The organism is Streptomyces sp. NPDC034085, assembly GCF_055575555.1.
The window spans coordinates 116,992-135,882 of sequence record NZ_JBVISL010000011.1 but is presented as its reverse complement, the minus strand read 5'-3'; the positions used below and the strand labels follow the sequence as shown (position 1 = coordinate 135,882).

Below are 18,891 nucleotides of genomic sequence, written 5' to 3'. Positions count from 1 at the left end.
TCCCGTACCCCCGGCCCCGCGCCCCTACGACTCTTCCGCCGCCCCCTCCGCCAGCCCCTCCGCCAAGAGCTCCGCCAGGTGCCGGCCCCGCCGGCCGGCCAGCTGCGCGATCTGGGTGCGGCAGGAGAACCCGTCCGCCAGTACAGCCGTCTCGGGCGGCGCGGCCCGCAGCGACGGCAGCAGCTGTTCCTCCGCGCACGCCACCGAGACGGCGTGGTGGCCCGGCTCGAAGCCGAAGTTGCCCGCGAGGCCGCAGCAGCCGCCGCTGAGCTCGCCCGTGAGCCCGGCCCGCTCGCGCAGCCGCCGGTCGGCGGCGTCGCCGAGTACGGCGTGCTGGTGGCAGTGGGTCTGGCCCGCGACGGGCCGGTCCAGCCGGGGCGGGGCCCAGTGGGGGGCGTACTCCTCCAGCGTCTCCGCGAAGGTGCGCACGGCTCCGGCGAGGCGGTGGGCGCGCGGGTCCTCGGGCAGGAGGGCGGGGAGGTCGGTGCGCAGGGCCGCCGCGCAGCTGGGTTCGAGGACCAGCACGGGACCCCGCAGTGCCTCCTCCCCCAGGGCGTCCAGGGTGCGCAGCAGGACGGTGCGGGCCCGGTCCAGCCGGCCGGTGGAGACGTACGTCAGCCCGCAGCACACCCGGCCGCGGGTGGGGACGGTGACGCCGAGGCCGGCCGCCTCCAGGACCCGGACAGCGGCGCGGCCGGCCTCGGGGGCCAGGTACTCCGTGAAGGTGTCGGGCCACAGCGTCACGCGCAGGACACCCCCACCACCCGAACCCCCCGCCCCCGCCCCCCACCACCGCGTGAACGGCACCCTGGCCACCGGCGGCAGGGCCCGCTCCCGCGCCAGGCCGGGCACGCGCAGGATCCGCCCGGCCGCGTTGACGGGCCCGGCCGCCCGCAGCGCGGCGATCAGCCGGAGCCAGGCCGGGAGGCCGCCCAGGGTGTAGTGGGACAGCGGGCGCAGCCGGCCGGCCCAGTGGCGGTGCAGGAACTCCGCCTTGTAGGCGGCCATGTCCACGCCCACCGGGCAGTCGCTGCGGCAGCCCTTGCAGCTCAGGCACAGGTCCAGGGCCTCGGCGACCTCCGCCGAGCGCCACCCGTCGGTGATGATCTCCCCGGCCAGCATCTCGTGCAGCAGCCGGGCCCGGCCGCGCGTGGAATGCCGCTCCTCCCCCGTGACCCGGTACGAGGGGCACATCACCCCGGGCCCCCCGGGTTCGGCCGACCGGCACTTGGCGACACCGACGCAGCGGGCCGCGCCCTCCGCCGCACCTTCCCCCGCACCGGACGCCGCCAGGGGCAGCACCGCGAACCGGAGGTTCTCGTCGAGGCGCGCCGGCCTGACGAGGATCCCGGGGTTCATGCCGCCCGCCGGGTCCCACACGTCCTTGTACGCACCGAACAGCTCGATGACCCGCGGCCCGTACATCCGGGGCAGCAGCTCCGCCCGGGCCTGTCCGTCGCCGTGTTCCCCCGACAGGGAGCCGCCGTGGGCGACGACCAGGTCGGCCAGCTCGCCGGAGAACGCCCGGAAGCGCGCCACGCCCTCCACCGACACCAGGTCGAAGTCGATCCGGACGTGGACGCAGCCCTCCCCGAAGTGCCCGTACGGGGTCCCGTGCAGCCCGTGCTGCGCCAGCAGGGCCCGGAAGTCCCGCAGGTACGCCCCGAGCCGGGCCGGCGGGACCGCGCAGTCCTCCCACCCCGGCCAGGCCATGCCCCCTCCCCCGGGCATCCGCGTCGCCGTGCCGGCCGCGTCCTCCCGGATGCGCCACAGGGCGCGCTGCGCGGCGGGCTCCGTCACCAGCAGCGCGTCGAGCGCGTCGGCCTCCCGCAGCAGGTGCCGCGCCGCCGCCCCGTCCGGCATCTCCACGAAGAGCCAGGCCCCGCCCCGGGGCAGCAGGCCCCCGCTCCCGGCTGCCCCCCGCACCAGGTCCTCGGCCATGCCCTCCACCGTGAGCGGCCCGTGTCCGAGGAGCCCGGCGGCCGCGTCCGCCGCGGCGCTCTCGTCGGGGTAGCCGAGCACCACCAGCACCGGCTCGGGCGGCAGCTCCACGAGGCGCACCACCGCCTCGGTGACCACCCCGAGGGTGCCCTCGCTGCCGCAGAAGGCCCGCGCGAGGCGCACGCCCCGTTCGGGGAGCAGCGCGTCGAGCCCGCCGTAGCCGGAGATGCGGCGGGAGAAGGATCCGGCGGCGAGGCCCGTACGGAGCACCGCGAGGTTGCCGGCGGCCAGTTCGCGCAGCCCCGCCGGCGCGCCCGCCCACCCCGTCCCGAGCCGGTGGGCGGCGCCCCCGTACGCGGTGACCGCGAGTTCTTCCACGTTGTCGGCGGTGGTGCCCCAGGCGACGGAGTGGGCCCCGCACGCGTTGTTGCCGATCATTCCGCCGAGGGTGCAGCGGGAGTGCGTGGACGGGTCGGGCCCGAAGGTCAGCCCGTACGGGCGCACCGCTTCCCGCAGCCGGTCGAGCACCAGCCCGGGCTGGACGACGGCGGTCCGTGCGGCGCGGTCCACCGACACCAGGGCGTTCATGTGGCGGGTGAGGTCGAGCACCACGCCCACCCCCGTGGCCTGGCCGGCGATGGAGGTGCCGCCGCCGCGCGGTACGACGGGCACCCCGGCGTCCGCGCAGATCCGCAGGGCGGCCGCGACGTCCTCGGCGTCGCGCGGGGCGACGACGCCCACCGGTACCCGCCGGTAGTTCGAGGCGTCCATGGTGGCCAGTGCCCGTGCGGCGGCGCCGAAGTCCACCTCCCCGCGCAGTCCGGCCCGCAAGGTCCGCTCGATTTCCCCGGGAGACGTCACGGGCACACCCTGCCACCGCCGCCCCGCGTCTCACCGGGTGGACGCGCGTCCGACGGCCGGTCCGGGACCCGATACGCTCCGCTCGTGGCTGAGATCCAGATTCCCGCTGACATCAGGCCCGCCGACGGACGCTTCGGCGCGGGCCCCTCCAAGGTGCGGACCGAGGCGCTGGACGCCCTGGCCGCCACCGGTACCTCCCTGCTCGGCACCTCGCACCGCCAGGCCCCGGTCAAGAACCTGGTCGGCTCGGTGCGTCAGGGCCTCCGGGACCTCTTCTCCCTGCCGGAGGGATACGAGGTGATCCTGGGCAACGGCGGCTCCACCGCCTTCTGGGACATCGCGACCCACGGTCTCATCGAGCGGAAGTCCCAGCACCTCACCTTCGGCGAGTTCTCGTCCAAGTTCGCCAAGGCCGCGAAGCTCGCGCCGTGGCTGGACGAGCCGTCCGTGATCTCCTCCGAGCCGGGCACGCACCCGGAGCCGGTCGCCGAGGCGGGCGTGGACGTGTACGCGTACACGCACAACGAGACCTCGACGGGTGTCGCGGCGCCGATCAGGCGGGTCGCGGGCGCGGACGCCGGTTCCCTCGTCCTGGTGGACGCGACCTCGGGTGCCGGTGGACTTCCGGTGGACATCACCGAGACCGACGTCTACTACTTCGCCCCGCAGAAGTCCTTCGCCTCGGACGGCGGTCTGTGGGTGGCGGCGTTCTCCCCGGCCGCCCTGGAGCGGGCCGCGCGCGTGCACGCCTCGGGCCGGCACGTCCCGGAGTTCTTCTCGCTGCCGACGGCGATCGACAACTCGCTGAAGAACCAGACGTACAACACCCCGGCGCTGGCCACCCTCTTCCTGCTGGACCAGCAGCTGGAGTGGATGAACAGCCAGGGCGGCCTGGAGTTCACGACGGCCCGTACGGCGGACAGTGCGCGCCGCCTGTACGGCTGGGCGGAGGCGTCGAAGTACGCGACCCCGTTCGTGCAGGACGCCGGCAAGCGTTCCGCCGTCATCGGCACGATCGACTTCTCCGACGACATCGACGCGGCGGCGGTGGCGAAGGTGCTGCGCGCCAACGGCATCGTGGACACCGAGCCGTACCGCAAGCTGGGCCGCAACCAGCTGCGCGTGGCGATGTTCCCGGCGATCGACCCGGCGGACGTGCAGGCGCTGACGGCCTGCATCGACTACGTGATCGAGCAGCTCTGACCTGACGGGATCGACGGGCCCCGCCCGTACCCGGGGAGCCCCGGCGCCTTCGCGGCGCCGGGGCTCCCGCGTTCCCCGGGTGTCCTCCGTATCCTCCGTGTCCTCCGTGTCCTCCGTGTCCTCCGTGTCCTCCGTGTCCGCCTGTCCACCGTGTCCTCCACCTCGGCGGCCGGGACTTTGGTCCCCAAAACCGGGGCGGGGGGCAAGCGGGCGGATCCCCCTCGCACCCGCTCCCGCCTGCGCCTTCCGGTCGCGGGACTTTCGTCCCTCTCCTCCCGGCGCCCGGAATGCACTGAAACCGAAGCTCCCGAGTGTCCCTCTTGTCCGGTGTGCCGGGACTCGCCCGGCTCCGCTCAAGGAGGAACCCATGCGCACCGCTCTCACCCTCACCGCCGCCGCCCTCACCGCGTCGCTGGCCCTCGGCGGCGCCACCGCCTTCGCCGCCGGCACCCCCGCCCCCGCCCCCTCGCCGTCCGTCCGCGCGAGCACGCACCCGGCCCCCTCCGCCCGCGTGGAGGTGCCCGCCTCCCCCGTGAAGCCGGGCGACGCCGTCAGCGTCACCGTGACCGCCCCCGCCGGCTCGCGGCACCTGGCCGTCTCCTCCGCTGCCCTGGGCCGCGTCACGCCCGCCGCCGGCCAGGACGGCACCTGGGCCGCCACCGCCGGGGTCGCCCGCGTCAAGGACGGCTCCTACGACGTCCTCCTCACCGGCAGCGCCCCCGACGGCACCCCGCTGCGGGCCACCGCGCACCTCACCGTGCGGGGCAGTGCGACCCGGTGACCCCCCGGCCGGGCACCCGGCGGCGCCCGATCGCCCCTCCGCGTCGCCGTGTTCGCCCACCTCACGGGCAGGGCGCGGCCGCCCACGCGATACCTTCGACACTCCAGAGGCAGCGGCAGCATGGAGGCAGCGGCGTGAACGTGCGAGTGACAGCGGCCCAGACCGGCGTGGACCCCTTCGGCACCGCCCGGCTGCGGCGCGGGGTGCTCGACGCGTGGGGGGCGGGCCCGGCCCGCTTCCGTGAGGACGCCAACGCCGAGGAGGACCTCGCGCTCGGCGGTTACCGGGACCGGCTCGTCGTGGAGCTGGCGCAGAACGCCGCCGACGCGGCCGGCCGCGCCAAGGTCCCCGGCCGGCTGCGCCTGACCCTGCACCCCTCCGGCCCCGACGGCCCCGCCGTGCTGGCCGCCGCCAACACCGGGGCCCCGCTCGACGCGACGGGCGTGGAGTCGCTGAGCACCCTGCGCGCCTCCGCCAAGCGGGAGAACGACCAGGGCTCCGTCGGACGCTTCGGCGTCGGCTTCGCCGCCGTGCTGGCCGTCTCCGACGAGCCGGCGGTGCTCGGCCGCCACGGCGGCGTCCGCTGGTCCCTCGCCGAGGCCCGCGAGCTGGCCCGGGACGCCGCCAACGGCAGCCCCGGCCTCGGCGACGAACTCCGCCGCCGCGACGGCCACGTACCGCTGCTGCGGTTGCCGCTGCCCGCCGAGGGCACCGCCCCCGAGGGGTACGACACCGTCGTGGTCCTCCCGCTGCGCGACGCCGCCGCCGAGGACCTCACCGAACGCCTGCTGGCCGGCGTGGACGACGCGCTGCTGCTGACCCTGCCCGGGCTGCGCGAGGTCGTCATCGAGACCCCGTCGGCCGGGCACCGCGTGCTGTACCGGCGCATGGACGGCCCGTACACCGTCATCGAGGACTCCGCCTCCGGCACCCACCGCTGGCGCACCGTCCGCCACACGGGCCCCATCGAGCCGGCCCTGCTCGCCGACCGGCCCGTCGAGGAGCGGCTGCGGCCCGACTGGACGGTCACCTGGGCCGTCCCGGTCGACGCCGACGGCGCACCCGTACACCCCCGTACCGCGCCCGTCGTCCACGCCCCGACCCCCACCGACGAGCCGCTCGGCGTCCCCGCCCTGCTCATCGCCTCCCTGCCGCTGGACACCACGCGCCGCCACCCCGCGCCGGGACCGCTGACCGACTTCCTGGTGGAGCGCGCGGCGGACGCGTACACCGAACTCCTGGGCACCTGGGAGCCGGTGACCACCGCGCTGGTGGACCTCGTGCCCGGCCCGCTCGGCAAGGGCCCGCTGGACGGGGCGCTACGCGCCGCCGTGCTGCGGCGGCTGCCCCGTACCGCCTTCCTCGCCCCGGCCGCCCCCACCGAGGAGCTGTCGGCGCTGCGCCCCTTCGAGGCCGAGGTCGTGGAGGGCGCGGGCGCCGACACGGTACGGGTCCTCGCGGAGGTGCTCCCGACGCTGCTGCCGGCCGGGCTGGAGCGGCGCCCCGAGCTGCGCACCCTGGGCGTGGGCCGGCTCCCCCTCGGTGACGCCATCGAGCGGATCGCGGGCATCGAGCGCACCCCGGACTGGTGGCACCGCCTGTACGACACCCTGGCGGGGGTGGACCCCGACCGGCTGTCGGGCCTGCCCGTGCCGCTCGCCGACGGCCGCACCACCATCGGCCCGCGCCACGTGCTGCTGCCCGGCCCGGACACCCCGGCGGAGCTGGCCCGGCTGGGTCTGAAGGTGGCCCACCCGGACGCCGCGCACCCGCTGCTGGAGCGGCTCGGCGCCCTCCCGGCCACCGCGCGCGCCGTCCTGACGACCCCGCAGGTGCGGGCCGCCGTGGCCGCCTCGCTGGACGCGGGCGAGATCTGGGACGAGGACGCGCCCGACCCGGAGGAGCTCGCCGACACCGTCCTGACCCTGGTCCGCGCCGCGGGCCTGGCCCCCGGTGACGAGCCCTGGCTGGGCGCGCTGGCCCTGCCGGACGAGGACGGGGAGCCGACCCCGGCCGGTGAGCTGCTGCTCGCCGGGAGTCCGCTGGCGTCGGTGCTGCGCGAGGGCGAGGTCCCGTACCTGGACGCCGACTTCGCCGCCCGCTGGGACGCGGACACGCTGGCCGCGTGCGGGGTGCTGACCGCGTTCCAGCTGGTCCGCGCCACCGACGTGGTGCTCGACCCGGACGAACTGGAGCCGCGCGAGGGGGACTTCGCCGAGCCGGACGACGCGGGTCTGCTGGACGCCGTCGACGTGTGGTGCGAGGACCTGCTCGACCAGCTCCCGGACACGCCCGTGCCGCCGGTGGCGACCGAGCTGATCGCCGTGCGGGACCTGGACCTCGTCGACGACGACCGCTGGCCGCAGGCCCTGGCGATGCTGGCACAGCCGCCGCTGCGCGACGCCCTGACCCAGCCGGTGCGGATCCTGCTCCCGGACGGCACGACCCGGTCGGTGCGCCCGTACACGGCCTGGTGGCTGCGCGACCACCCGGTGCTCGACGGCCGCCGCCCCGCGGGGCTGCGGGCGGCCGGCGGCGATCCGCTGCTGGCGGGCCTGTACACCCCGGCGGACGCGACCGGCTTCGAGGACGAGCAGGTGCTGCGCGCCCTGGGCGTACGGACCTCCGTGCGGGCCCTGCTGGAGGAGCCCGGCGGCGCCGCCGAACTGCTGGCCCGCCTCGCGGACCCGGAGCGCGAGGTGACGGGCCGGCAGCTGCACGGCCTGTACGGGGCGCTGGCGGACCTTGACCCGGAGCAGGTGACGCTCCCGGACGAGCTGCGGGCGGTGGTGGACGGGGAGGTGGTCGTGGTGGACGCGGCCGACGCGGTCGTCGCCGACGCCCCTGACCTCCTGCCGCTCACCGGGGGTCTGCCGCTCCTGCCGGTGTCCCCGTCCCGCGCGGCCGACCTGGCGGACCTGCTCCAGGTGCGCCGCCTGTCGGACACGGTCCCGGCGGAGGTGAGCACGCCGGGTGAGGAGCACGAGGTCCCGGAGCCGGTACGGGTCCTGCTGGGGCCGTCGACGCCGAAGACGTACGTGGAGCACGAGGAGCTGGTGGCGGGCGGTACGGAGCTGGACTGGCGGCTCACCCCGGACGGCGTCCTGCACGCGGCGACCCTGGAGGGCGTGGCGGCGGGCCTGGCCTGGGCGGCGGCCCAGTGGCCCCGCCGCTTCGAGGTGGCGGCCCTCCTGGAGGACCCGTCCCGCACGGCGGAACTGGCCCGGGACAGGTGGTTCGACTAGGGCGGCTACGCCGGGAACCGCCGGTCCACCCACCGGAAGGTGCACTCGATCAGCGCCGCCGCGCCCGCCGCGACGGCGACCGCCGTCCAGGGCATCGTGGTGCCCTCCAGCTTGAGCTGGAAGAAGTGCTGGAGCCACGGCACCACCAGCACGACGAGGAAGGCCGCTCCCATCGCGCCGACCAGGGCGACCCGCCACCACGTGTACGGGCGGGCGATGATCGCCAGCACCCACATGGAGGTCAGGAAGAGGGCGAGCGTCGCCGCGCTCGTCTCGGCCTCCAGGGAGCCCGGGCCGCTGTAGTGGTGCCGGGCGATCAGGTACGTGGCGAAGGTGGCCGCCGCCGCGATCACGCCGCCGGGGACGGCGTAGCGCATGACCCGCTTCACGAAGTGCGGTCTGGCGCGCTCCGTGTTCGGGGCGAGCGCCAGGAAGAACGCGGGGATGCCGATGGTGAGCGTGGACAGCAGGGTGAGGTGGCGCGGCAGGAAGGGGTACTCGACCTGCGAGCAGACCACCAGGACCGCCAGCAGCACCGAGTAGACCGTCTTGGTGAGGAAGAGCGTCGCGACCCGGGTGATGTTCCCGATGACCCGCCTGCCCTCGGCGACGACCGAGGGCAGGGTGGAGAAGCTGTTGTTCAGGAGCACGATCTGGGCGACGGCGCGGGTGGCCTCCGAGCCGGAGCCCATGCTCACGCCGATGTCGGCGTCCTTGAGGGCCAGGACGTCGTTGACGCCGTCGCCGGTCATGGCGACGGTGTGGCCGTTGGACTGGAGGGCGCCGACCATGTCCCGCTTCTGCTGCGGGGTGACGCGGCCGAAGACCGAGTTGCCGTCGAGCGCCTCGGCCATTGCGGTGCGTTCGGCCGGCAGGTCGCGGGCGTCGACGGTGTTCTGGGCGCCGGGCAGCCCGAGCTTGCCGGCGACCGCGCCGACGGAGACGGCGTTGTCGCCGGAGATGACCTTCGCCTTCACCGCCTGGTCCTCGAAGTAGCGCAGCGTGTCGGCGGCGTCGGGGCGCAGCCGCTGTTCGAGGACGACGAGGGCGGTGGGCCGGACGGCGGTGGCCACGGCGGGGTCGTCGAGCTCGCGGGCGGAGCGGGCCAGCAGCAGGACCCGCAGTCCCTGCTCGTTGAGGCCGTCGATCTCCTGGAGCGCCGGGTCCCCGGCGGGCAGGAGCACGTCGGGGGCGCCGAGCAGCCAGGTGTTGTTCTCGCCGTCGCCCTCGCTGAAGCTGGCGCCGCTGTACTTGCGGGCGGAGGAGAAGGGCAGGGACTCGGTGCAGCGCCAGTCGGCGCTGTCGGGGTAGGCGTCGATGATGGCCTGGAGGCTGGCGTTGGGGCGCGGGTCGGATTCGCCGAGGGCGCCGAGCACCTTCTCGACGTACGCCGGTTCCGCGCCGCCGAGCGGGCGTACCTCGGTGACGTCCATGCCGCCCTCGGTGAGGGTGCCGGTCTTGTCGAGGCAGACGACGTCGACGCGGGCGAGGCCTTCGATGGCGGGCAGTTCCTGGACGAGGCACTGTTTGCGGCCGAGCCGGATGACGCCGATGGCGAAGGCGACGGAGGTGAGCAGGACGAGCCCCTCGGGGATCATCGGGACGATGCCGCCGACGGTGCGGGCGACGGACTCCTTGAGGTCGGTGTCCTTCACCACGAGCTGGCTGATGATCAGGCCGATGGAGGTCGGGACCATCATCCAGGTGACGTACTTGAGGATGGTGGAGATGCCGGAGCGCAGTTCGGAGTGGACGAGGGTGAAGCGCGAGGCCTCTTCGGCCAGCTGGGCGGCGTAGGCCGCGCGGCCGACCTTGGTGGCGGTGAAGGCGCCGCTGCCGGCGACGACGAAGGAGCCGGACATGACGGGGTCGCCGGCCTTCTTCAGGACGGGGTCGGCCTCGCCGGTGAGCAGGGACTCGTCGATCTCCAGTCCGTCGGCCTCGCCGAGGGTCCCGTCGACGACGACCTTGTCGCCGGGGCCCAGTTCGATGACGTCGCCGAGGACGATCTCGGAGGTGGAGACCTCGGCGGTGGTGCCGTCGCGGCGCACGCTCGGTTTGGCCTCGCCGATGACGGCGAGGCCGTCGAGGGTGTTCTTGGCGCGCAGTTCCTGGATGATGCCGATGCCGGTGTTCGCGAGGATCACGAAGCCGAAGAGGCTGTCCTGGATGGGCGCGACGATCAGCATGATCGCCCACAGGAGGCCGATGATGGCGTTGAAGCGGGTGAAGACGTTCCCGCGGACGATGTCGGCGGTGGAGCGGGACGAGCGGACGGGGACGTCGTTGATGTCGCCGCGCGCCACGCGTTCGGCGACTTCGGCGGTGGTGAGGCCGCCCGGCGTGAAACGGGGGGCGGGGGGCTTCACCGGGTGTACGGGATCGAGCTCGGCGCCCGCGTCGATGGCGGCGCCGTCGGCCCGTTCCGGCCCGTCGTGGTCGGTCCTCGCCCGCTGCGTCATGCTTTCGACGGTAAAGGCGGTGCGGGCGCTTCACCCGCCGAGCGGCCGGAGGATCCGACGTCGGGATGACCCGGACCGTCCCCGGGTCGCCCCCGCGGAGGTGCTACGTGCCGTCGCCCGGCTGCGCGGCCGGTCCCGTCTCCCCGGACCCGTCGGCCCGTGCGGCCCGCTCCGCCGCGTGGGCGCGGAGCGCGGCGTCGCGGCCGCGGACGTACCAGATGCCGATCAGGCCGAGGCCGCCGCCGGCGGCGCAGGTCCACACCCACCACAGCAGGTCCCGGTCGGCGAACCAGCCGTAGAAGGGCAGCTGGAGGACGAACAGGGCGAACCAGAGGACCGTGCCGCCGGTGATGGTGGCGACAACCGGGCCCTCCAGGGGCTCGGGCGCCTCGTGCTTCGCAGTCCACTTCGCCATGGCGACCAGTCTAGGCGGCGCGTTTCGGGGTCTACGCGCGGAGATGGACTGGCCTTCGGTCGTGTGTTCATACTGAAACGGTTTGCCTGCGACCGGATTCGTTCGTATGAACCGCCCAATAGACCCCGTTTGAGGACCGCATGAGCACCTCGGCACCCGCCGCGGCCCCCACCACCGGCCTGGACCGCTACTTCAAGATCTCCGAGCGTGGTTCGACCGTCGCCCGCGAGGTCCGGGGCGGCTTCGCCACCTTCTTCGCGATGGCCTACATCATCGTGCTGAACCCGATCATCCTGGGCAGCGCGAAGGACATGTACGGGCACCAGCTCGACGGCGGCCAGCTCGTCACCGCCACCGTCCTGACGGCCGCCTTCTCCACCCTCCTGATGGGCGTCATCGGCAACGTGCCGATCGCACTGGCGGCCGGTCTCGGCGTCAACACCGTCGTGGCCCTCCAGCTGGCCCCCCGCATGAGCTGGCCCGACGCCATGGGCATGGTGGTGCTGGCCGGCTTCGTGGTGATGCTGCTGGTCGCCACCGGCCTGCGCGAGCGGGTCATGAACGCCGTCCCGCTGGGGCTGCGCAAGGGCATCGCGATCGGCATCGGCCTCTTCATCATGCTGATCGGCCTGGTCGACTCCGGCTTCGTCACCCGTATCCCGGACGCCGCGCACACGACGGTCCCGCTCCAGCTCGGCGGCAACGGCCACCTGCACGGCTGGCCGGTCCTGGTCTTCGTCGTCGGCGTCCTGCTCACCCTCGCGCTGCTGATCCGCAAGACGCCCGGCGCGATCCTGATCTCCATCGTGGTCATGACCGTCGTCGCGGTCGCCGTCCAGGCGGTCACCGACCTGCCGGACCTGGCCTGGGGCCTGACCGTGCCGCAGTGGCCGGGCAATCCGGTGGCCGCGCCCGACTTCGGGCTCGTCGGCCAGGTCAGCCTCTTCGGCGGCTTCGGGAAGGTCGGGGTGCTCACGGGCGCCCTGTTCGTCTTCACCGTGCTGCTGTCCTGCTTCTTCGACGCGATGGGCACCATCCTCGGCGTCGGCGACGAGGCCAAGCTGACGAAGCCGGACGGCACCTTCCCCGGCATCAACCGGGTCCTGCTCGTGGACGGCCTGGCCGTCGCCTCCGGCGGCGCGACCTCCTCGTCCGCCACCACCTGCTTCGTGGAATCCACGGCGGGCGTCGGCGAGGGCGCCCGCACGGGCCTGGCCAACGTGGTGACCGGCGCGCTCTTCACCGTCTCGCTCTTCCTCACCCCGCTCGCCACGATGGTCCCCTCACAGGCCGCCACCCCCGCCCTCGTGGCGGTCGGCTTCCTGATCCTGGCGGGCTCGGTCCGGGACATCGACTGGAACGACTTCACCATCGCCGTCCCGGCCTTCATGGCCATGGTGCTGATGCCGTTCACCTACTCGATCACCAACGGCATCGGCATCGGCTTCGTCAGCTTCTGCGTGCTGCGCCTGGCGACGGGCCGGGGCCGCGAGGTGCCGGCGGCCATGTACGCCGTCGCGGCGGTCTTCGTCTTCTACTACGCGATGCCGGCCCTCGGCCTCACGTAGGCCCACCCGGCCACACGCAGGCCCCGCGCACGGCCGGGCCTCACGTGAGCCCGTAGAACTTCTCCGTCTCGTCGACGGCGGCCTTGAACCGCTCGTCGAAGTCATCGCGAATGAGCGTCCGGACGACATAGTCCTGGACGCTCATTCCGCGTTTGGCGGCATGGTGGCGGAGCCGGTCCAGCAGCTCCCCGTCCATGCGCACGCTCAGCACATGTGTCCCCATGCCCGACAGGGTCGGGGCAGGCGGTGCGGGCGCGTGTCACTTTTCGCCGCTTCCTCACCCGTACGAGTGAGACGGGGTGGCTGGTAACCGGTTTTTCATTAGACAGAGTAATGAGTTACTCTAAAGACATGCATGACCTTTCCCATGGCGACGACGCCGCCGCCGTGAACGACCTCCGCTCCGCCGTGATGCGGCTGGGCCGGCGCCTGAAGCACCAGCGCGTCGACGAATCGCTCAGCCCGACCGAGATGTCGGTGCTCGGCACCCTCGCCCGCTGCGGCCACGCCACACCCGGCGAGCTGGCCCGGCGCGAGCACGTCCAGCCGCCGTCGATGACACGCATCGTCGCGCTGCTGGAGGCCAAGGGACTGGTCACGCTGGAGCCGCATCCCGAGGACCGCCGCCAGAAGGTGGTCCGCCAGACCGAGGAGGCCGAGGCGATGCTCGAAGAGAGCCGTCGCAAGCGCAACGCCTTCCTGGCCGGGCTCGCGGCCGAGCTCACCGAGGACGAATGGGCCAAGCTCCGCGCGGCCGCACCCGTCCTGGAGAAGCTCGCGCACCTATAGGAACCACGCCAGGAGGCGAACGCTTTTGAGTACGGGAACCGGAGCAGACTCCGCACCCGGCCATACATCCACCACTACTACTGCTCCGGATGGCAGTGCGGGCAGGCAGACCATGTTCAGCTCGCTGAAGATCCGCAACTACCGGCTCTTCGCCACCGGCCAGGTCGTCTCGAACACGGGCACCTGGATGCAGCGCATCGCGCAGGACTGGCTGGTCCTCTCCCTGACCGGCTCCGCGTCCGCCGTCGGCATCACCATCGCCCTGCAGTTCCTGCCGATGCTGCTGTTCGGGCTCTACGGAGGCGTACTCGCCGACCGGCTGCCCAAGCGGCCGCTGCTGATCACCACGCAGAGCGCGATGGGCCTCACCGGCGTCGCGCTCGCCGCGCTGACCCTGGCCGGACACGTCCAGGTCTGGCACGTCTACCTCGCGGCCTTCCTCATCGGCCTGGTCACCGTCGTCGACAACCCGGCCCGGCAGACGTTCGTCTCCGAGATGGTCGGCCCCGCGCAGCTCGCCAACGCGGTCAGCCTGAACTCCGCCAACTTCCAGTCCGCGCGGCTGGTCGGCCCGGCGATCGCCGGCGTGCTCATCACGGCCGTCGGCTCCGGCTGGGCCTTCCTGCTGAACGGCCTGTCCTTCGCCGCGCCCATCGCCGGCCTGCTGCTGATGCGCACGCACGAGCTGCACTCCGTCACCCCGCAGCCGCGCGCCAAGGGCCAGCTGCGCGAGGGCCTGCGGTACGTCGCGGGCCGGCCCGAGCTGGTGTGGCCGATCGTGCTGGTCGGCTTCATCGGCACGTTCGGGTTCAACTTCCCGATCTGGCTGTCGGCCTTCGTCGACGACGTCTTCCACGGGGACGCGGGCACGTACGGGGTGTTCAACACCCTCATCGCGGCCGGCTCCCTGGCCGGTGCCCTGCTGGCGGCCCGCCGCGGCCAGGCCCGGCTGCGGCTGCTGGTGACGGCGGCGGTGCTCTTCTCGGCCCTGCTGCTGGTCACCGCGTTCGCCCCGGGGTTCTGGCTCTTCGCGGCGCTGCTGGTGCCGATCGGGATGTTCGGCCTGACCGTGAACGTCGTGGCGAACTCCAGCGTCCAGATGGCCACCGATCCCGAGATGCGGGGGCGGGTCATGGCGCTGTACATGATGGTCTTCACCGGCGGCACGCCCGTGGGGGCCCCGCTGGTGGGCTGGATCACGGACACCTACGGAGCGCGGCTGGGCATGGCGTCCGGCGGCCTGCTCTCCCTGGTGGCGGCGGTCGGCGTCGCGGTGGTCCTCTCCCGCGTGGGCAACCTCCGCCTGAGCGTGAACCGCCGCGGCATCGCGTTCGTCCCGTCCCCGCGCCGCGAACTGACCACGGCCGCCTGAGCCCTGACCGGGCGGTCCGGTGGGGGGGAGGTCCCCGACCCGCCCTTCCACCGTTCCCCGGGCGCTGCCCGGCCCCGCGCCAGCGGGTGAGGCGCGGGGGTCCGGGGGCGGCCCCCCAGGGGGCCGGGGCGCAGCCCCGGGGAACGGGCGAAGGGCGGGGAGGGGCGAGCCCGGCGCAGCGGCACGGCCCCCTGGGGCCCGTCACCCCGCACTCGGCCCCCGGCCCCCGGCACGGCCCCCTGCCCCGGCGCGGAGCGGAGCGGTAGCGTCGGGGGCGTGAGGCTGTTCGCCGCCGTGCTGCCCGGGCCCGACGCCGTCGGGGAGCTGCGTGACGCCGTCGCGCGGGCGCCCCACCCGGAGGGGCTGCGGTGGACCACCGAGGCGGCCTGGCACTTCACGCTCGCCTTCATGGGCGAGGTCCCCGACCCCCTGCTCCCCGAGCTGCACGCCCGCCTCGCCCGCGCGGCGCACCGTACCGCCCCCTTCCCGCTCCGCCTCCACGGCGTCGGCCACTTCGGCAACCGCACCCTGTGGACCGGGGCCGCCGGCGGGCTCGACGCGCTGCGCCTGCTGGCCGAGCGCGCCGACGCCGCCGCCCGCCGGGCCGGGATCCCCATGGAGCAGCACCGCCGCTACACCCCGCACCTCACCCTGGCCCGCAGCCGCCCCGGCCCCGGCCCCGGCGCCTCCCTGCGGCCCTGCCTCGACGCCCTCGCCGGCTTCGAGGGCACGCCCTGGCGGGTCGACACCCTCAGCCTGGTCCGCAGCAACCTCCCCACCAGCGGCATCCCCGGCGAACAGCCCCGCTACGAGGTGGCCGGGGCCTGGCCCCTGTCGGGCTGAGGCCGGCGTTCGGGGAGGGTTCACTCCCCGGTGGCCCGTACTTCGGGGCGCGGAATCCGGATTCCGGTGAAACAGAAGCAGTAGAGGCGGCCCCGGCATGCTCCGGCCCAGTAAACCGAGCAGGCCGCCCGCTGACGCCCCGCACCACCCGTCGCCCCGCGCCACCGCGCGCGGCGACGGCCCGGAGTTCCTCCAGTCACCCCCGAAGGAGTCCCCGTGCCGCTCACCGAGCCGACGATGACGACGACCGCGCCGACCACCCCCGCGCGCACCGCCACCCGGCGCAGGCTGCTGATGTGCCGTCCCCAGCACTACGACGTCACGTACTCGATCAACCCCTGGATGCACCCGGAGAGGAGCACCGACCCCGGCCTCGCGGTCCGCCAGTGGGAGCGGCTGCGCGACCTGTACCGCGAACTCGGCCACACGGTCGAGGAGATCGACCCCGTCGAGGGCCTGCCCGACATGGTGTTCGCAGCGAACGGCGCCACCGTCGTCGACGGCAGGGTCTACGGCGCGCGGTTCCGGCACGTGCAGCGCACCGCCGAGGGCCCGGCGTACCTGGACTGGTTCGGCCGGCGCGGCTACCGCGAGGTGCTGTGGCCCGAGTACGTCAACGAGGGCGAGGGCGACTTCCTCACCGTCGGCCGCCGGCTGCTCGCCGGCACCGGCTTCCGCACCGACCCGCGCTCGCACGCCGAGGCCCAGGAGTTCTTCGGCCTGCCGGTGACGAGCCTGACCCTCGTCGACCCGGAGTACTACCACCTGGACACGGCCCTGGCCGTGCTCTCCGACGACGAGGTCATGTACTACCCGGCCGCCTTCTCCGAGGGCAGCCGGGCCGTGCTCCGCACGATGTTCCCCCACGCGATCCTCGCGACCGCCGAGGACGCGGCGGTCTTCGGGCTGAACGCCTTCTCCGACGGCCGGCACGTGCTGCTGCCGGAGGCGGCGACCGGCCTGATGGCCCAGCTCAGCGCGCGCGGCTTCGAGCCGGTGGGAGTCGGGCTCTCCGAACTCCTGAAGGCGGGCGGCAGCGTGAAGTGCTGCACCCTGGAGCTGCGCGACCGCTGAGTCACCACCGACGTCATCACCGACGTATTTCCGGAAAGGACCGTTGTGACCTCTGCGACCGCGATCGCGGACAGCTACGCCCGCCTGCTCGGCCTCCTGGCGGACGGAGGAGCCGACTACCGGCTGCTGCGCCACGCCCCGGAGGGGCGTACCGAACGCGCCAGCCTGATACGCGGCCACCGGCTCGAACAGGCCGCCAAGTGCCTGGTGATCAGAGTCGCGCTGGGACGCAAACAGCGCCGCTACGTCATCGCCGTGGTGCCGGGGCACTGCCGCGTCGACCTGGAGGCGGTGCGGGCCGAGTACGGCGGCACGAACGCGTCCTTCGCCGTGCGGGAGGTCGCCGAGGAGCTGACAGGCTGCGTCAGCGGTTCGATCATGCCGGTGAGCTTCGATCCCTCCGTGGAGGTGGTCGTGGATCCGGCCCTGCTGGAGCACGAGGAGATCTGGTTCAACGCGGGCCGCCTCGACGAGTCGGTGGCGCTGCGCACCTCCAGCTACCTGGCGCTGGTACGCCCGCGGGCGGCCCGGATCAGCGAGGCGTCGGCGCTGGTCCCGCCGGACGGCGCGGGGCTGCCGGCCCTGCGGCTGACGGTGACGTAGCGGTACGCGTCGGGCACCTCGGCCGGCGGGGGTCCCGGGTGCCCGGCCCGGCCCCGCACCCCGGTCAGCTCCCGGCCGCCTCCGGCCCGGGCGCGGGCGGCGGGGGGCCCGCCAGGTGGGCGCGGGCGACGCCGGCCGGTACGCACATCCGCCAGGCGTCGGTGACCAGCTCCGCGAGTTCCGCGGTGTCGAGGGCGGCCATGCGGGCGTGCACCCAGTGGTAGCGCATGTCCCCGGCGCCGGGCAGGGAGAACGTGTCCGGGGCGGACGCGACGAGCGCGGCCCGCTCCTCCTTGGGGAAGGCGAAGCCGAGCTCGGTCTCGTCCCGGGACAGGGCGAGGTAGACGATCCGGCCGATGCGGAACTTCACCCGGTCGCGGACGAGGTGTTCCTCGGTGCGCGGCAGCGCGAGCGCGAGCCGCCGTACGTCGTCGACGGTGACCATGACGCAAGTCTCGCAGCCCCTGGCGAAGGGCGGGGAGGGGAGCGCGTTAGTCTCGACGGGTGGACCCGAAGACCAGGAACCGTGTCATGGCCGGTGTGCTCGTGCTGATGTTCGTCGTCGTGGCGGTGGCGGCCGCGGTGGGCCAGTAGCCCGCACGCCCCGCCGCTGCCGTACGCCCGTACCCGCCCGCCCCGCCCGCGCTCGAAGCGCCGGCGGGGCGGTGTGCGTGCGCAGCCGCCGCGGCTACCAGGCGAAGGCCTCCGGGGAGGGGCCCGGGCCGGGGAAGATCTCCTCCAGGGAGGCCAGCAGCTCCTCGGAGAGTTCCAGCTCCACCGCCCGCAGCGCCGACTCCAGCTGCTCCGCGGTGCGCGGGCCGACGATCGGGCCGGTGACGCCGGGGCGGGTCAGCAGCCAGGCCAGGGCGACCTCGCCGGGTTCCAGGCCGTGCTTGTCGAGGAGGTCCTCGTACGCCTCCAGCTGCGCCCGGACCGAGCTGTTGGCGAGGGCGTCCGCCGAGCGCCCGGAGGCCCTCCGGCCGCCCACGGTCTCCTTCTTGATGACGCCGCCCAGCAGGCCCCCGTGCAGCGGGGACCAGGGGATGACGCCGAGCCCGTACGCCTCGGCGGCCGGGATGACCTCCATCTCGGCGCGCCGCTCGGAGAGGTTGTAGAGGCACTGCTCGCTGACGAGGCCGAGCCGGCCGGTGCGGGCGGCGGTCTCGTTGGCCTGGGCGATCTTCCAGCCGGGGAAGTTGGAGGAGCCCGCGTAGAGGATCTTGCCCTGCTGGACGAGGACCTCGATGGCCTGCCAGATCTCCTCGAAGGGGGTCTGCCGGTCGACGTGGTGGAACTGGTAGAGGTCGATGTGGTCGGTCTTCAGGCGGCGCAGGCTCTCGTCGACGGCCCGGCGGATGTTCAGGGCGGAGAGGCGGTCGTAGTTGGGCCAGGTCTCGCCCTCACGGGACATGGAGCCGTAGACCTTGGTGGCGATGACCGTCTTCTCGCGGCGGCCGCCGCCCTGCGCGAACCAGGTCCCGATGATCTCCTCGGTGCGGCCCTTGTTCTCACCCCAGCCGTATACGTTGGCGGTGTCGAAGAAGTTGATGCCGGCGTCGAGGGCGGCGTCCATGAGCGCGTGGCTCTCCGGCTCGCCCGTCTGGGGGCCGAAGTTCATGGTGCCGAGTACGAGGCGGCTGACTTTGAGACCGGTGCGTCCGAGCTGCGTGTACTTCATGGGCCACTAGCCAACTGCTTGGAGTGCGCTCCAGGCAAGACCCCTTCGCACGAAGG

General features: G+C 74.0%; 15 protein-coding genes. 9 read left to right on the top strand and 6 right to left on the bottom strand.

Annotated features, from left to right (window positions below):
• Positions 1-24 precede the first annotated feature (24 nt).
• Entirely contained in the window at positions 25-2,802 is a 2,778-nt protein-coding gene (locus ACZ501_RS29915; RefSeq protein WP_468799594.1) for an FAD-binding and (Fe-S)-binding domain-containing protein, read from the bottom strand.
• Between the two features lie 84 nt (positions 2,803-2,886).
• On the opposite strand from ACZ501_RS29915, the gene serC reads away from it, so the two are divergent.
• From serC to ACZ501_RS29900, 3 genes are all read left to right on the top strand, one after another.
• Positions 2,887-4,005: a phosphoserine transaminase gene (gene serC, locus ACZ501_RS29910; protein ID WP_468799592.1), complete on the top strand. Its 1,119-nt coding sequence runs from the start codon at positions 2,887-2,889 to the stop codon at positions 4,003-4,005.
• 367 nt (positions 4,006-4,372) lie between these two features.
• Positions 4,373-4,786 (top strand): hypothetical protein, encoded by a 414-nt coding sequence (locus ACZ501_RS29905; RefSeq protein WP_468799590.1) that lies wholly within the window; start codon positions 4,373-4,375, stop codon positions 4,784-4,786.
• A gap of 134 nt (positions 4,787-4,920) precedes the next feature.
• Positions 4,921-8,031, top strand: coding sequence for a sacsin N-terminal ATP-binding-like domain-containing protein (locus ACZ501_RS29900; protein ID WP_361602384.1), 3,111 nt, complete (start codon positions 4,921-4,923; stop codon positions 8,029-8,031).
• A 5-nt stretch (positions 8,032-8,036) separates the two neighbouring features.
• Here the strand turns inward: ACZ501_RS29900 and ACZ501_RS29895 are convergent, their stop codons facing one another.
• Positions 8,037-10,493 (bottom strand): HAD-IC family P-type ATPase, encoded by a 2,457-nt coding sequence (locus ACZ501_RS29895; RefSeq protein WP_468799588.1) that lies wholly within the window; start codon positions 10,491-10,493, stop codon positions 8,037-8,039.
• A 103-nt stretch (positions 10,494-10,596) separates the two neighbouring features.
• Complete coding sequence (locus ACZ501_RS29890) at positions 10,597-10,908, bottom strand: DUF2530 domain-containing protein (RefSeq protein ID WP_468799586.1); 312 nt, start codon at positions 10,906-10,908, stop codon at positions 10,597-10,599.
• A gap of 140 nt (positions 10,909-11,048) precedes the next feature.
• On the opposite strand from ACZ501_RS29890, the gene ACZ501_RS29885 reads away from it, so the two are divergent.
• The gene (locus tag ACZ501_RS29885; RefSeq protein WP_361602393.1) at positions 11,049-12,476 is read left to right on the top strand and encodes an NCS2 family permease; all 1,428 of its coding nucleotides are present in this window, start codon (positions 11,049-11,051) and stop codon (positions 12,474-12,476) included.
• 40 nt (positions 12,477-12,516) lie between these two features.
• On the opposite strand, the gene ACZ501_RS29880 is transcribed toward ACZ501_RS29885, so the two are convergent.
• Positions 12,517-12,699, bottom strand: a complete 183-nt coding sequence (locus ACZ501_RS29880; protein ID WP_361602396.1) for a ribbon-helix-helix protein, CopG family — start codon at positions 12,697-12,699, stop codon at positions 12,517-12,519.
• A 128-nt stretch (positions 12,700-12,827) separates the two neighbouring features.
• Between ACZ501_RS29880 and ACZ501_RS29875 the strand changes: the two genes are divergently transcribed.
• From ACZ501_RS29875 to ACZ501_RS29855, 5 genes are all read left to right on the top strand, one after another.
• Entirely contained in the window at positions 12,828-13,265 is a 438-nt protein-coding gene (locus tag ACZ501_RS29875; protein ID WP_361602399.1) for a MarR family winged helix-turn-helix transcriptional regulator, read from the top strand.
• A gap of 25 nt (positions 13,266-13,290) precedes the next feature.
• Positions 13,291-14,637 (top strand): MFS transporter, encoded by a 1,347-nt coding sequence (locus tag ACZ501_RS29870; protein ID WP_468799584.1) that lies wholly within the window; start codon positions 13,291-13,293, stop codon positions 14,635-14,637.
• A gap of 276 nt (positions 14,638-14,913) precedes the next feature.
• The gene (gene thpR, locus ACZ501_RS29865; protein WP_362461891.1) at positions 14,914-15,480 is read left to right on the top strand and encodes an RNA 2',3'-cyclic phosphodiesterase; all 567 of its coding nucleotides are present in this window, start codon (positions 14,914-14,916) and stop codon (positions 15,478-15,480) included.
• Positions 15,481-15,717: 237 nt separating this feature from the next.
• Positions 15,718-16,554: a dimethylargininase gene (gene ddaH, locus ACZ501_RS29860; protein ID WP_468799663.1), complete on the top strand. Its 837-nt coding sequence runs from the start codon at positions 15,718-15,720 to the stop codon at positions 16,552-16,554.
• Positions 16,555-16,599: 45 nt separating this feature from the next.
• On the top strand, positions 16,600-17,157 hold the full coding sequence (locus tag ACZ501_RS29855; RefSeq protein ID WP_468799582.1) for a YbaK/EbsC family protein: 558 nt from the start codon (positions 16,600-16,602) through the stop codon (positions 17,155-17,157).
• Positions 17,158-17,221: 64 nt separating this feature from the next.
• Here the strand turns inward: ACZ501_RS29855 and ACZ501_RS29850 are convergent, their stop codons facing one another.
• Both ACZ501_RS29850 and ACZ501_RS29845 read right to left on the bottom strand, forming a co-directional pair.
• Positions 17,222-17,602 carry an MmcQ/YjbR family DNA-binding protein gene (locus ACZ501_RS29850; RefSeq protein WP_361602414.1) on the bottom strand — a complete coding sequence of 127 codons (381 nt, stop codon included), beginning with the start codon at positions 17,600-17,602 and terminating at the stop codon, positions 17,222-17,224.
• A gap of 243 nt (positions 17,603-17,845) precedes the next feature.
• A complete protein-coding gene (locus ACZ501_RS29845; RefSeq protein ID WP_468799580.1) occupies positions 17,846-18,835 on the bottom strand; it encodes an aldo/keto reductase in 990 nt (329 codons plus the stop codon).
• Positions 18,836-18,891: the final 56 nt, after the last annotated feature.

Coding starts and splice junctions, on each gene's coding strand:
- ACZ501_RS29885 (WP_361602393.1), top strand. CDS start 11,049: ATGAGCACCTCGGCACCCGCCGCGGCCCCCACCACCGGCCTGGACCGC.
- ACZ501_RS29890 (WP_468799586.1), bottom strand. CDS start 10,908: ATGGCGAAGTGGACTGCGAAGCACGAGGCGCCCGAGCCCCTGGAGGGC.
- ACZ501_RS29875 (WP_361602399.1), top strand. CDS start 12,828: ATGCATGACCTTTCCCATGGCGACGACGCCGCCGCCGTGAACGACCTC.
- ddaH (WP_468799663.1), top strand. CDS start 15,718: ATGACGACGACCGCGCCGACCACCCCCGCGCGCACCGCCACCCGGCGC.
- ACZ501_RS29845 (WP_468799580.1), bottom strand. CDS start 18,835: ATGAAGTACACGCAGCTCGGACGCACCGGTCTCAAAGTCAGCCGCCTC.
- ACZ501_RS29895 (WP_468799588.1), bottom strand. CDS start 10,493: ATGACGCAGCGGGCGAGGACCGACCACGACGGGCCGGAACGGGCCGAC.
- ACZ501_RS29880 (WP_361602396.1), bottom strand. CDS start 12,699: ATGGGGACACATGTGCTGAGCGTGCGCATGGACGGGGAGCTGCTGGAC.
- ACZ501_RS29905 (WP_468799590.1), top strand. CDS start 4,373: ATGCGCACCGCTCTCACCCTCACCGCCGCCGCCCTCACCGCGTCGCTG.
- ACZ501_RS29850 (WP_361602414.1), bottom strand. CDS start 17,602: ATGGTCACCGTCGACGACGTACGGCGGCTCGCGCTCGCGCTGCCGCGC.